Origin of the sequence: Streptomyces sp. SKN60 (genome assembly GCF_026236535.1) — a bacterium.
In the GTDB taxonomy this organism is placed as follows: domain Bacteria; phylum Actinomycetota; class Actinomycetes; order Streptomycetales; family Streptomycetaceae; genus Streptomyces.
In genome coordinates this window covers 105614-118763 of record NZ_JAHTMW010000012.1, presented here as the reverse complement: position 1 = coordinate 118763, position 13150 = coordinate 105614, and the positions used below count along the sequence as shown (strand labels likewise).

The 13150-nt window shown below is 70.8% G+C and carries 15 protein-coding genes; 12 read left to right on the top strand and 3 right to left on the bottom strand.

What is annotated here, in order from left to right:
- The first annotated feature begins 220 nt into the window (after nt 1-220).
- The 3 genes from KV205_RS21330 to KV205_RS21320 all read left to right on the top strand — a co-directional run bounded on the left by KV205_RS21330 (nt 221) and on the right by KV205_RS21320 (nt 2789).
- Entirely contained in the window at nt 221-1168 is a 948-nt protein-coding gene (locus KV205_RS21330; protein ID WP_265866100.1) for a heme o synthase, read from the top strand.
- Nucleotides 1169-1272: 104 nt separating this feature from the next.
- Complete coding sequence (locus KV205_RS21325; RefSeq protein WP_265866098.1) at nt 1273-1623, top strand: hypothetical protein; 351 nt, start codon at nt 1273-1275, stop codon at nt 1621-1623.
- An 86-nt stretch (nt 1624-1709) separates the two neighbouring features.
- Complete coding sequence (locus KV205_RS21320; protein ID WP_265866096.1) at nt 1710-2789, top strand: amidohydrolase family protein; 1080 nt, start codon at nt 1710-1712, stop codon at nt 2787-2789.
- Between the two features lie 24 nt (nt 2790-2813).
- On the opposite strand, the gene KV205_RS21315 is transcribed toward KV205_RS21320, so the two are convergent.
- From KV205_RS21315 to KV205_RS21305, 3 genes are all read right to left on the bottom strand, one after another.
- The gene (locus KV205_RS21315; RefSeq protein ID WP_265866095.1) at nt 2814-3782 is read right to left on the bottom strand and encodes a heme A synthase; all 969 of its coding nucleotides are present in this window, start codon (nt 3780-3782) and stop codon (nt 2814-2816) included.
- 75 nt (nt 3783-3857) lie between these two features.
- Complete coding sequence (locus KV205_RS21310) at nt 3858-4646, bottom strand: ABC transporter permease (RefSeq protein ID WP_265866093.1); 789 nt, start codon at nt 4644-4646, stop codon at nt 3858-3860.
- On the bottom strand, nt 4643-5578 hold the full coding sequence (locus tag KV205_RS21305; protein WP_265866092.1) for an ABC transporter ATP-binding protein: 936 nt from the start codon (nt 5576-5578) through the stop codon (nt 4643-4645). Before KV205_RS21305 ends, KV205_RS21310 begins: the two co-directional genes overlap by 4 nt.
- A gap of 57 nt (nt 5579-5635) precedes the next feature.
- Here KV205_RS21305 and KV205_RS21300 point away from each other — a divergent pair, with 57 nt between their 5' ends.
- From KV205_RS21300 to KV205_RS21260, 9 genes are all read left to right on the top strand, one after another.
- Complete coding sequence (locus tag KV205_RS21300) at nt 5636-6412, top strand: DUF72 domain-containing protein (protein WP_265866257.1); 777 nt, start codon at nt 5636-5638, stop codon at nt 6410-6412.
- Between the two features lie 103 nt (nt 6413-6515).
- Nucleotides 6516-7256 (top strand): metalloregulator ArsR/SmtB family transcription factor, encoded by a 741-nt coding sequence (locus KV205_RS21295; protein WP_265866091.1) that lies wholly within the window; start codon nt 6516-6518, stop codon nt 7254-7256.
- Complete coding sequence (gene sufB / locus KV205_RS21290) at nt 7253-8668, top strand: Fe-S cluster assembly protein SufB (protein ID WP_265866090.1); 1416 nt, start codon at nt 7253-7255, stop codon at nt 8666-8668. Before KV205_RS21295 ends, sufB begins: the two co-directional genes overlap by 4 nt.
- Nucleotides 8669-8738: 70 nt before the next feature.
- Nucleotides 8739-9917, top strand: a complete 1179-nt coding sequence (gene sufD / locus KV205_RS21285; RefSeq protein WP_265866088.1) for a Fe-S cluster assembly protein SufD — start codon at nt 8739-8741, stop codon at nt 9915-9917.
- Nucleotides 9917-10234, top strand: coding sequence for a non-heme iron oxygenase ferredoxin subunit (locus KV205_RS21280; RefSeq protein WP_128984892.1), 318 nt, complete (start codon nt 9917-9919; stop codon nt 10232-10234). Before sufD ends, KV205_RS21280 begins: the two co-directional genes overlap by 1 nt.
- 7 nt (nt 10235-10241) lie before the next feature.
- Nucleotides 10242-11006, top strand: a complete 765-nt coding sequence (gene sufC / locus KV205_RS21275) for a Fe-S cluster assembly ATPase SufC (protein ID WP_265866087.1) — start codon at nt 10242-10244, stop codon at nt 11004-11006.
- A complete protein-coding gene (locus KV205_RS21270; RefSeq protein WP_265866086.1) occupies nt 11003-12271 on the top strand; it encodes a cysteine desulfurase in 1269 nt (422 codons plus the stop codon). Before sufC ends, KV205_RS21270 begins: the two co-directional genes overlap by 4 nt.
- A 9-nt stretch (nt 12272-12280) precedes the next feature.
- Nucleotides 12281-12745, top strand: a complete 465-nt coding sequence (gene sufU, locus KV205_RS21265) for a Fe-S cluster assembly sulfur transfer protein SufU (protein ID WP_265866085.1) — start codon at nt 12281-12283, stop codon at nt 12743-12745.
- Nucleotides 12742-13098, top strand: a complete 357-nt coding sequence (locus tag KV205_RS21260; RefSeq protein WP_265866084.1) for a metal-sulfur cluster assembly factor — start codon at nt 12742-12744, stop codon at nt 13096-13098. Before sufU ends, KV205_RS21260 begins: the two co-directional genes overlap by 4 nt.
- Nucleotides 13099-13150 lie beyond the last annotated feature (52 nt).

Genomic DNA, 13150 nt, shown 5'->3' with positions numbered 1-13150 from the left:
CTGCCGCCGCCCGTGGCACTTCGCCTCCCGAGCCGCTCCGGCGGCCGCTCCGCACGGCGTGTCCACCCACTGGGACGCACCCTCGGGTGACCCCCGCCAACACGACCCCACCCCCGCGAAGATCGGCCCATGGGCAACGTCTACAGTGGCGTGGTACGCGCAAGTCTTCACCCCGTCTTCATCCGGGGAGCTTGCTGGGAATTCTCTGTCAGGGGTGTGCGTGACGGCCGTCGAGTCCCGACCCGCAGGGGTCGTCTTGACTCCCAGCCCGGGGGGCCATCGGCCGTTCGGGGCCCGCGTCAAGGCATACGTGGCGCTGACCAAGCCGCGGATCATCGAACTGCTGCTCATCACCACCGTGCCGGTGATGTTCCTCGCCGAACAGGGCGTGCCCGACCTGTGGCTGGTGCTCGCCACCTGCTTCGGCGGCTACCTCTCCGCGGGCGGCGCCAACGCGCTGAACATGTACATCGACCGCGACATCGACGCCCTGATGGACCGCACCTCCCAGCGCCCGCTGGTCACCGGGGTGCTCACCCCGCGCGAGGGCCTGGTCTTCGGTCTGAGCCTCGCGGTGATCTCCACCCTCTGGTTCGGCCTGCTCGTCAACTGGCTGTCCGCCGCCCTCTCGCTCGGCGCGCTCCTCTTCTACGTCGTCGTCTACACGATGATCCTCAAGCGGCGCACCGCGCAGAACATCGTCTGGGGCGGCATCGCCGGCTGTCTGCCGGTGCTCATCGGCTGGTCGGCCGTCACGAACTCGATGTCGTGGGCCGCGATCATCCTCTTCCTCGTCATCTTCTTCTGGACGCCGCCGCACTACTGGCCGCTGTCGATGAAGGTGAAGGACGACTACGCGCGCGCCGGCGTTCCGATGCTCCCGGTGCTCGCCTCCAACAAGGTCGTCGCCAAGCAGATCGTGATCTACAGCTGGGTCATGGTGGCGGTCTCCCTGCTGCTCACCCCGCTGGGCTACACCGGCTGGTTCTACACGGCCGTGGCGCTCGCCACCGGCGGCTGGTGGCTGTGGGAGGCGCACGCCCTCCTGAACCGCGCCAAGGCGGAGGTCACGGGCGCGAAGCTCAAGGAGATGCGCCTGTTCCACTGGTCCATCACCTATGTCTCGCTGCTCTTCGTGGCGGTCGCGGTGGACCCCTTCCTGCGCTAGTCCCTTCCTGACTCGTACACGCCCGGTCGACGGCCGGGGCGCGTGGCCCACGCCACGTGCCCCGGCCGTCGCCACGTGATCTACCCCCGAGTAGCATCTTTGGCATGGCAGACACGAAGCAGGCGGAGCCGCAGCAGACGGAGCCCAGGGGTGCGGCGCGCAAGGCGGCCAAGCTGGCCAAGGAGATCAAGGCGTTCGCCGGTCAGCACGGCGGGGCCGAGGGCAAGCTCGCCCACATCGGGCAGGCGGGCACCCGGATCGTCCTCGTCGGCGAGGACGGCGGCTGGGGCGACCTGGTCGCGCCCAGCTACGCGATCGCCGAGCAGGCCGCCGAGCAGGCCGGTCTGACCCTCCACGAGGAGTTCGACGGCGAGTTCGCCGCCAAGGTCGTCACCGGCCCGTACGAGTGGACCCGCATGGCCGGCATCCAGGTCGGCGGCCCGTCCAACAGCTGAGGCGACAACCGGCTGAAGCGACAACCTCGCGCGGGGCTCACCCGTTAGGAGGGGTGCAAGCCCGTCCACACGTGGGAGCCCCCCGAATGATCGACACACCGCGCCTGGTCGACCAGTACTGCCACGGGGTGCTCCGTACGGAGCTCGGCCTCGGCACCTTCGAGAGCCATCTCGCGCCGGCCGGCGCCCCGCCCGCCGCGGGCACCACCTTCTTCGACACCCAGACCGGCTTCGCCGTACGCCGCTGGTGCCCGCCGCTGCTCGGCCTCGAACCGCACTGCCCGCCGGCCCGCTATCTCGCCCGGCGCCGCGAACTCGGCGTCCTGGAGACCGGCCGGCGCCTGCTCCGGGCCTCCGGGATCACCACCTACCTGGTCGACACCGGGCCGCCCGGCGACCTCACCGGACCCGCCGAACTGGCCGCCGCCGGCGACGCCACCGCCCACGAGATCGTCCGGCTCGAACCGCTCGCCCAGCAGGTCGCCGACACCTCCGGCACCGTCGACGCCTTCCTGGCCAACCTCGCCGACGCCGTCCACGGGGCGACCGCGGGCGCCGTCGCCTTCTCCTCGGCGGCAGGGGTACGGGGCGGGCTCGCCGCCGTCCCCGAGCCGCCCGGACCGGGCGAGGTGCGCGGCGCGGCCGGCCGTTGGCTGGCCCGGCGCCCGGCCGGCGGGCCGGTGGACGACCCGGTGCTGCTGCGCCATCTGCTGTGGGTGGCCGTGGGTGCGGGGCGGCCGCTGCAACTGCAGGTGGGGGACCGGGACCCGGGCAGCCTGGCCGGCTTCGCCGCCGCCACCGGCGGCCTCGGCACCGACCTGGTGCTGCTGCACTGCTACCCGCACCACCGTCAGGCGGCCCGCCTCGCCGCCCACTTCCCGCACGTGCACGCCGACCTCGGCCCGGTCGTCGCCCGCACCGGCGCGCGGGCCGCGGCCGTGCTCGCCGAGTTCCTGGAGCTGGCCCCGTTCGGCAAGCTCCTCTTCTCCAGCGGCGCCCGCGCCCTGCCCGAGCTGCACGTGGTGGCCGCCGGGGTGTTCCGCGGGGCGCTCAGCCGGGTGCTCGGCGAGTGGGTCGGCGACGGCGCCTGGTCCCGTACCGACGCGCAGCGGGTGGCACGGATGATCGCGGAGGGCAACGCCAGGCGGGTGTACCGCCTGGCGTGACGGCGCCTGGTGTGACGGTCCGGCTCAGGCGTTGGCGGGTACGGCGTCGGCCTGGGCCGGGATCTCCGCCGGCGTCACGGGGCGCTCGCGCAGGCTCAGGGCGAGCCGCAGCACCGCGATCCACATCAGGGAGGAGCCGAGCATGTGGGCGGCGACCAGGACCTCGGGGACCCCGGTGAAGTACTGGACGTAGCCGATCGCACCCTGCGCGAGCAGCACGATCAGCAGGTCGCGGGCGCGGGCGCGGGTGTCGTCCGGGGCGTCGACCACGCGGAGCACCAGCCACATCGCCACGGCGAGCGCGCACAGTGCCCAGGCGCCGATCGCGTGGACGTGGGCGGCGTCGGTCCAGTCCCACGGCATGCGCGGCACGTCGCTGCTGTCGCCGGCGTGCTTGCCGGCGCCGGTCACCGTCGTACCGAGCGCGATGAGCACCGCGGAGACCGCGACGATCGCCCAGGACAGCTTGCGCACCGGGCGCGGCACCCGCGGCTTCGGGGTGGTGTCGCCCTCGCCGGCCCGGTGCCAGGTGATCACGGCGACGGTCAGGAGCGAGTTCGCGGCCAGGAAGTGGCCGGCCACCGTCCACGGGTTGAGGCCCATCCAGACGGTGATGCCGCCGATGACGGCGTTGCTCATCACGATCCAGAACTGGGCCCAGCCGAGCCGGGTCAGCGGGCGGCGGCGGGGCTTGGCGGACCGGGCGGCGACGATCGCCCAGCCGACGGCCGCCGACAGGACGTAGGTCAGCATGCGGTTGCCGAACTCCACGAAGCCGTGGAAGCCCTGCTCGGCGGTGACGATCAGGCTGTCGTCGGTGCACTTCGGCCAGGTGTCGCAGCCGAGGCCGGAGCCGGTCAGCCGGACCGCGCCGCCGGTGACGATGATGATCACGCTCATCACGACGGCGGAGAGCGCGGCGCGCCGGAGCGTCCGGGGGGACGGGGTCCAGCGCTGGGCGATGAAGGCGAGGGGGGTCTGCACGGGCCCCATCGTAGGACGGGGCTTGTGCACGCTTTCACGAGGGGGTGGTTACGGGGCGAGTCACCCCGAAACGTCACCGCGCGGCTACTCCCAGCGGAAGAACTTCGCCGCCGCGCCGAGCCCGAGGACCGCCCACACGGCCAGGATCAGCGCGTCGCCCCAGGGCATTCCGGTGCCGTGCTGCAGGACGTCGCGCAGCCCGTCGGAGAGCGCCGAGATCGGCAGGAGCGCGAGCACGTCGCCGGCCGCGCCGAACTTCTCCAGGGGCACCATCACCCCGCCGCCGACCAGCAGCAGCAGGAAGACCAGGTTGGCTGCGGCAAGCGTGGCCTCCGCCTTCAGGGTGCCGGCCATCAGCAGCCCGAGCCCGGAGAAGGCGGCGGTGCCCAGGACGAGCAGCACGAGCACCCAGAGTGGGTTGCCTTGCGGCGACCAGCCGAGCGCGAGCGCGATCACGGTCAGGAGCACCACCTGGAGCACCTCGGTGACCAGGACGGACAGCGTCTTGGCGGTCATCAGGGCCCACCGCGGCAGCGGTGAGGCGCCAAGCCGCTTGAGCACCCCGTAACGCCGCTCGAAGCCGGTCGCGATGGCCTGTCCGGTGAAGGCGGTGGACATCACGGCGAGCGCGAGGACGCCGGGGGCGAGGAAGTCGACGGCCTTGCCGGCGCCGGTGTCGACGATGTCCACCGTCGAGAACAGCACCAGGAGCAGCGACGGGATGATCACGGTCAGGAGCAGCTGCTCGCCGTTGCGCAGCAGCATCCTGGTCTCCAGGGCGGTCTGCGCGGCGATCATGCGCCCGACGGGCGCGGCCCCGGGCTTCGGCGCGTACGTACCCGTACCCGTGCCCGTACCTGTGACGGTGCTCATCCGCGCAGCTCCTTGCCGGTCAGTTCCAAGAAGACGTCTTCGAGGGTGTGGCGCTCGACCGAGATGCGGTCGGGCATCACGCCGTGCTGGGCGCACCAGGTGGTGACGGTGGCGAGCAGCTGCGGGTCGACGGTGCCGGTGATCCGGTACGTGCCGGGGAGGGGTTCCGCGGCGGCCGAGCCGTCCGGCAGCGCCTTGAGCAGCGAGCCGAGGTCGAGGCCGGGGCGGCCGGCGAAGCGGAGGGTGTTCTCGGCGCCGCCGCGGCACAGCTCCTCGGGGCTGCCCTGGGCGACGACGCGGCCGGCGTCGACGATGGCGACGTCGTCGGCGAGTTCCTCGGCCTCGTTCATGAAGTGGGTGGTGAGCACGACGCTCACGCCGTCGGCGCGCAGTTCGCGGACCAGGTCCCAGGTGGCGCGGCGGGCCTGCGGGTCGAGGCCGGCGGTGGGCTCGTCGAGGAAGACGAGCTCGGGGCGCCCGACGACGGCCATGGCGAGGGAGAGCCGCTGCTGCTGGCCGCCGGAGAGCCGCCGGTAGCTGGTGCGGCCGCAGGAGCCGAGGCCGAGGCGCTCGATGAGCGCGTCGACGTCGAGCGGGTGGGCGTGCAGCTTGGCCATGTGGCGGAGCATCTCGTCGGCGCGGGCGCCGGAGTAGACGCCGCCGGACTGGAGCATCACGCCGATCCGGGGGCGCAGGGCGGCGGCGTCGGCGACCGGGTCGAGGCCGAGGACGCGCACGGTGCCGGCGTCCGGCCGGCGGTAGCCCTCGCAGCTCTCGATGGTGGTGGTCTTGCCGGCGCCGTTGGGGCCGAGGACGGCGGTGACGGTGCCGGCCCGGACGTCCAGGTCGAGGCCGTCGACGGCGGTCTTCGTCCCGTACCGCTTGACCAGGCCCCGGACCCGGACGGCGGACTCGACGGACTCGTTTCGCATGCCGGGAAGTCTAAGGACTCGCCGGTGGGCCGGGACCGGGCGGGGTACGGGCCGGGTGTGACGGTCTTCGTCGGCACCTCGGGGTGGCAGTACCGGGACTGGCGGGGCGTGCTCTACCCGGAGGGCGTGCCGCAGCGGCGCTGGCTGGAGGAGTACGCCCGCAGCTTCGCGGCCGTGGAGAACAACGCCGCCTTCTACCGACTGCCCGAGCGGGCGACCTTCGCCGACTGGCGGGAGCGGACGCCCGAGGGCTTCGTGATGGCGGTCAAGGCGAGCCGCTATCTGACGCACATCAAGCGGCTGAAGGCGCCGGCGGAGCCGGTGGCGCGGCTGATGGACCGCGCGCAGGCGCTGGGCGGCCGGCTCGGGCCCGTACTGCTCCAGCTGCCGCCGAATCTGCGGGCCGATCCGGGGCTGCTCGACGCGGCGCTCGCCCGTTTCCCGGCGGGGACGCGGGTGGCGGTGGAGCCGCGGCACCCGTCGTGGTGGACGGACGAGGTGGCGGACGTGCTTGCCGGGCGGGGTGCCGCGCTGTGCTGGGCGGACCGGGGCTCGCGGCCGGTGGCACCGCTGTGGCGGACGGCGGACTGGGGCTATCTGCGGCTGCACGAGGGCCGGGCGCGGCCCTTCCCCTCGTACGGCAGGAAGGCGCTGGTGAGCTGGACGGAGCGGATCGCGGACGGCTGGCCGGGGGACCGGGCCGATGTCTTCGTCTTCTTCAACAACGACGTGGGCGGCGCGGCCGTCCGGAACGCGGAGCTGTTCGTCCGCCTCGCGGTGTCGGCGGGGCTGGAAACCGCTGGTCAGGACGGTCGTGATTCGTCCCATGAATGATCGTTTCCGCAGGTCAGGTAAGCCTTACCTGCGTGACGCACGGCACCGCCGCCCGCCCGGACCTCGCTTGTCAGTCCCCGATTAATTACGCAACAATGGCGTTGTGAAAAACGTCGGTGAGGCTCCTGCGGAGGAACTCGCGACCGGTGAGCGTTCCACGCGCAACCGGGTCGCGCGCTCCATCCTGGACCACGGTCCCTCGACCGTCGCCGACCTCGCCGAGCGGCTCGGCCTCACCCAGGCCGCCGTCCGCCGCCACCTCGACTCGCTGGTCGGCGACAACGTCGTGGAGGCGCGCGAGAAGCGGGTCTACGGGGCCCGCACCCGCGGCCGGCCCGCGAAGGTCTTCGCGCTCACCGACTGCGGCCGGGACGCCTTCGACCAGTCGTACGACAAGCTCGCCGTCGAGGCGCTGCGCTGGATCGAGCGGAACGCCGGCGGGGAGGCGGCCGTCGCCGCCTTCGCCCGCGACCGGATCGAGGCCCAGGCCGAGCCGTACCGCGCGGCCGTGGAGTCCGCCGACCCCCGGGAGCGCACCGAGGCCCTGGCCAAGGCGCTGACGGCCGACGGGTACGCTGCCACCGCGCGCAACGCGCCGGTCGGCGAGCAGCTCTGCCAGCACCACTGCCCGGTCGCCCACGTCGCCGAGCAGTACCCCCAGCTGTGCGAGGCGGAGACGGAGATCTTCTCCCGCCTCCTCGGGACCCACGTCCAGCGCCTGGCCACCATCGCGCATGGTGACGGCGTCTGCACGACGTTCATCCCGCACATCGCGCACGGCACCCCACAGACCACCGAATCCACCGCATCATCCGCAAGCACGGCCGGGAGGAACCCCGCATGACCACCGAGATCAGCCACCCCGAGCTCGAGGGCCTGGGTCGGTACGAGTACGGCTGGGCCGACTCGGACGCGGCCGGCTCCTCCGCCAAGCGCGGTCTCTCCGAGGACGTCGTCCGCGACATCTCGGCGAAGAAGAACGAGCCCGAGTGGATGCTGAAGCTGCGGCTGAAGGGTCTGCGGCTGTTCGACAAGAAGCCCATGCCGACCTGGGGCTCCGACCTGTCGGGCATCGACTTCGACAACATCAAGTACTTCGTGCGGTCCACCGAGAAGCAGGCCGAGTCCTGGGAGGACCTGCCGGAGGACATCAAGAACACGTACGACAAGCTCGGCATCCCGGAGGCGGAGAAGCAGCGCCTCGTCGCCGGTGTCGCCGCCCAGTACGAGTCCGAGGTCGTCTACCACCAGATCCGCGAGGACCTGGAGGAGCAGGGCGTCATCTTCGTCGACACCGACACGGCCCTGAAGGAGCACGAGGAGCTCTTCAAGGAGTACTTCGGCACCGTCATCCCGGTCGGCGACAACAAGTTCGCCTCCCTGAACACCGCCGTGTGGTCCGGCGGCTCGTTCATCTACGTGCCGAAGGGCGTGCACGTCGAGATCCCGCTCCAGGCCTACTTCCGCATCAACACGGAGAACATGGGCCAGTTCGAGCGGACGCTGATCATCGTCGACGAGGACGCCTACGTCCACTACGTCGAGGGCTGCACCGCCCCGATCTACTCCTCGGACTCGCTGCACAGCGCCGTGGTCGAGATCATCGTCAAGAAGGGCGGCCGCTGCCGCTACACGACCATCCAGAACTGGTCGAACAACGTCTACAACCTGGTGACCAAGCGCGCCGTCGCCTACGAGGGCGCCACCATGGAGTGGGTCGACGGCAACATCGGCTCCAAGGTCACCATGAAGTACCCGGCCGTCTACCTGATGGGCGAGCACGCCAAGGGCGAGACCCTGTCCATCGCCTTCGCGGGCGAGGGCCAGCACCAGGACGCCGGCGCCAAGATGGTCCACATGGCCCCGAACACCTCGTCGAGCATCGTCTCGAAGTCGGTGGCCCGCGGCGGCGGCCGCACCTCCTACCGCGGTCTGATCGAGATCGGCGAGGGCGCCCCCGGCGCCAAGTCCAACGTGCTGTGCGACGCGCTGCTCGTCGACACGATCTCCCGCTCGGACACGTACCCGTACGTGGACGTCCGCGAGGACGACGTCACCATGGGCCACGAGGCGACCGTCTCCAAGGTCTCCGAGGACCAGCTCTTCTACCTGATGCAGCGCGGCCTGACCGAGCAGGAGGCCATGGCGATGATCGTGCGCGGCTTCGTCGAGCCGATCGCCAAGGAGCTGCCCATGGAGTACGCGCTGGAGCTGAACCGGCTGATCGAGCTGCAGATGGAAGGCGCGGTCGGCTAAGCCCCGCACCGCCCCACCCGTACGCAGCACTGATTTCTTTTTGACGCAGGAAGAGAGCAACACGACAGCCATGGCTGAGGCTCAGAACATCCCCGCGGGCTCCACCACCGCGGGCTCGATCGCGGTGGCCGCCGAGTCCACCGTCGCCACGCGCATGAGCGCCCCGCCGTCCTTCGACGTCGCGGACTTCCCGGTCCCGCACGGCCGCGAGGAGGAGTGGCGCTTCACCCCGCTGGAGCGCCTGCGCGGTCTGCACGACGGCACCGCCGTCGCGACCGGCGAGGGCGTCCGCGTCGAGATCGAGGCCCCCGAGGGCGTCACCGTGGAGACCGTCGGCCGCGACGACGCCCGCCTCGGCAAGGCCAAGCCGGTCGACCGGGTCGCCGCCCAGGCGTACAGCTCCTTCGAGAAGGCCGGCGTGGTCAGCGTGCCCAAGGAGGCCGTGCTCACCGAGCCGATCCGGATCTCCGTGCACGGCCAGGGCGGCGTCGCCTTCGGCCACCAGGTGATCGAGCTCGGCGCCTTCGCCGAGGCCCTGGTCGTCCTCGACCACACCGGCGACGCGGTGCTCGCCGCCAACGTCGACTACGTGCTCGGCGACGGCGCCAAGCTCACCGTGGTCTCCGTCCAGGACTGGGACGAGAAGGCCGTCCACGTCGCCCAGCACAACGCGCTGCTCGGCCGCGACGCCTCCTTCAAGTCCGTCGTCGTCACCTTCGGCGGCGACCTGGTGCGCATCCACCCGCGCGTCGAGTACGCCGGGCCCGGCGGCGAGGCCGAGCTGCTCGGCCTCTACTTCACCGACGCCGGCCAGCACCAGGAGCACCGCCTCCTGGTCGACCACAACACCCCGCACTGCACCTCCAACGTGGCCTACAAGGGCGCGCTGCAGGGCCAGGACGCGCACGCGGTGTGGATCGGCGACGTGCTGATCCAGGCCGCCGCCGAGGGCACCGACACCTACGAGCTCAACCGGAACCTCGTCCTCACCGACGGCGCCCGGGTTGACTCCGTGCCGAACCTGGAGATCGAGACCGGCGAGATCGCCGGCGCCGGCCACGCCTCCGCCACCGGCCGCTTCGACGACGAGCAGCTCTTCTACCTGATGGCCCGCGGCATCCCGGAGAAGGAGGCCCGCCGCCTCGTCGTGCGCGGCTTCTTCGCCGAGCTGGTCCAGCAGATCGGTCTGCCGGACGTCGAGGAGCGCCTGATCGCCAAGATCGAGGCCGAGCTGGAGGCTTCCGTCTGATGGCCTTCGTCCGCGCGTGTGCGCTGAGCGAGCTGGAGGAGGACACCCCGAAGCGGGTGGAACTCGACGGCACGCCGGTGTCCCTCGTCCGCACCGAGGGCGAGGTGTTCGCGATCCACGACATCTGCTCGCACGCGAACGTCTCCCTCTCCGAGGGCGAGGTCGAGGACTGTCAGATCGAGTGCTGGCTGCACGGCTCCGCGTTCGACCTGCGCACCGGCAAGCCGTCCGGCCTTCCCGCGACGCGCCCCGTCCCCGTATACCCCGTAAAGATCGAAGGGGACGATGTGCTCGTCTCCGTCACCCAGGAGTCCTGAGTCACCCATGGCAACGCTTGAAATCCACGACCTGCACGTCTCCGTCGAGGCCGAGAACGGTCCGCGCGAGATCCTCAAGGGTGTCGACCTGACCATCAAGCAGGGCGAGACCCACGCCGTCATGGGCCCGAACGGCTCCGGCAAGTCGACCCTGGCGTACTCGCTGGCCGGCCACCCGAAGTACACGATCACCGGCGGCACCGTCACCCTCGACGGCGAGGACGTCCTGGAGATGTCGGTCGACGAGCGCGCCCGCGCCGGCGTCTTCCTGGCCATGCAGTACCCGGTCGAGGTCCCCGGCGTCTCGGTCTCCAACTTCCTGCGCACCTCCGCCACCGCCGTCCGCGGCGAGGCGCCCAAGCTGCGCCTGTGGGTGAAGGAGGTCAAGGAGGCCATGGAGAAGCTCCAGATGGACCCCGCCTTCGCCGAGCGCAACGTCAACGAGGGCTTCTCCGGCGGTGAGAAGAAGCGCCACGAGATCCTCCAGCTCGAGCTGCTCAAGCCCAAGATCGCCATCCTCGACGAGACCGACTCCGGCCTCGACGTCGACGCCCTGCGCATCGTCTCCGAGGGTGTCAACCGCGTCCGCGAGACCGGCGAGGTCGGCACCCTGCTGATCACGCACTACACGCGGATCCTCCGCTACATCAAGCCCGATTTCGTGCACGTCTTCGCGAACGGCCGCATCGTCGAGTCCGGCGGTGCCGAGCTCGCCGACCAGCTGGAGAACGAGGGCTACGACAAGTACGTGAAGGGTGGCGCATCCGCGTGACTTCCGCCCATCAGGGGCTGACCGGCCTCCTCGACACCGAGGCGATCCGCAAGGACTTCCCGCTCCTGGACCGCACGGTCCACGACGGCAAGAAGATCGTCTACCTGGACTCCGCGGCGACCTCGCAGAAGCCGCGCCAGGTGCTCGACGCGCTCAACGCCTACTACGAGCGGCACAACGCCAACGTGCACCGCGGCGTCTACACGGTCGCCGAGGAGGCCACCGCGCTGTACGAGGGCGCCCGCGACAAGGTCGCCGCCTTCATCAACGCGCCGAGCCGCGACGAGGTGATCTTCACCAAGAACGCCTCCGAGTCGCTCAACCTCGTGGCCAACATGCTGGGCTGGGCCGACGAGCCCTACCGCGTGGACCACGAGACCGAGATCGCCATCACGGAGATGGAGCACCACTCCAACATCGTGCCGTGGCAGCTGCTCGCGCAGCGCACCGGCGCGAAGCTGAAGTGGTTCGGCCTCACCGACGACGGGCGTCTCGACCTCTCGAACATCGAAGAGGTCATCACCGAGAAGACCAAGATCGTCTCCTTCACCCTGGTGTCGAACCTGCTCGGCACGTTCAACCCGGTCGAGACGATCATCCGCCGGGCCCAGGAGGTCGGTGCGCTGGTCTGCATCGACGCCTCCCAGGCCGCCCCGCACATGGTGCTCGACGTGCAGGCGCTGCAGGCCGACTTCGTGGCCTTCACCGGCCACAAGATGTGCGGCCCGACCGGCATCGGCGTGCTGTGGGGACGCCAGGAGCTCCTGGAGGACCTGCCGCCGTTCCTCGGTGGCGGCGAGATGATCGAGACCGTCTCGATGCACTCCTCCACCTACGCGCCGGCCCCGCACAAGTTCGAGGCGGGTACGCCCCCGATCGCCCAGGCCGTCGGCCTCGGCGCGGCCGTGGACTACCTGTCGGCGATCGGCATGGAGAACATCGCGCGTCACGAGCACGCGATCACCGAGTACGCCGTCCGCCGCCTCCAGGAGGTGCCGGACCTGCGGATCATCGGCCCGACCACGGCCGAGGACCGCGGCGCGGCGATCTCCTTCACGCTCGGCGACATCCACCCGCACGACGTGGGTCAGGTCCTCGACGAGGAGGGCATCGCGGTCCGGGTCGGTCACCACTGCGCGCGGCCGGTCTGCCTGCGGTACGGAATTCCCGCGACCACGCGAGCGTCGTTCTATCTGTACTCCACTCCGGCCGAGGTCGACGCCCTGGTCGCGGGCCTGGAGCACGTCCGTAACTTCTTCGGATAGGGCTGACCTGTGAAGCTGGATTCGATGTACCAGGACGTCATCCTGGACCACTACAAGCACCCGCACGGCCGGGGCTTGCGGGACGGCGACGCCGAGGTGCACCACGTCAACCCGACGTGCGGCGACGAGATCACGCTCCGCGTGAAGTACGCCGGTGAGCGCATCGAGGACGTCTCGTACGAGGGCCAGGGCTGCTCCATCAGCCAGGCCTCCGCCTCCGTCCTCAACGAGCTGCTCGTCGGCAAGGAGCTGGCCGAGGCGCAGAAGATCCAGGGCACCTTCCTGGAGCTGATGCAGTCCAAGGGCCAGATCGAGCCGGACGACGCGATGGAGGAGATCCTGGAGGACGCGGTCGCGTTCGCCGGTGTCTCCAAGTACCCGGCCCGGGTGAAGTGCGCGCTGCTCAGCTGGATGGCGTGGAAGGACGCGACGGCCCAGGCGCTGGGCTCCGACGCGGAGAGGAAGTCGGCATGACCGAGAACGCGACCGAGACCGAGACCGCCGAGGCCACGATCAAGCCGGCCTCCGAAGAGGAGATCCGCGAGGCGCTGTACGACGTCGTCGACCCCGAGCTGGGCATCGACGTCGTCAACCTCGGCCTGATCTACGGCATCCACATCGACGACTCCAATGTCGCGACGCTGGACATGACCCTGACGTCGGCGGCCTGTCCGCTGACCGACGTGATCGAGGACCAGGCGAAGGCCGCCACCGACGGCATCGTCAACGAGCTGAAGATCAACTGGGTCTGGATGCCGCCGTGGGGCCCGGACAAGATCACCGACGACGGCCGCGAGCAGCTGCGGGCGCTCGGCTTCAACGTCTGATCTCCGACGCCGCAGGCGTACGCGAAGGGCCGCACCCCCGTGCCGGGGTGCG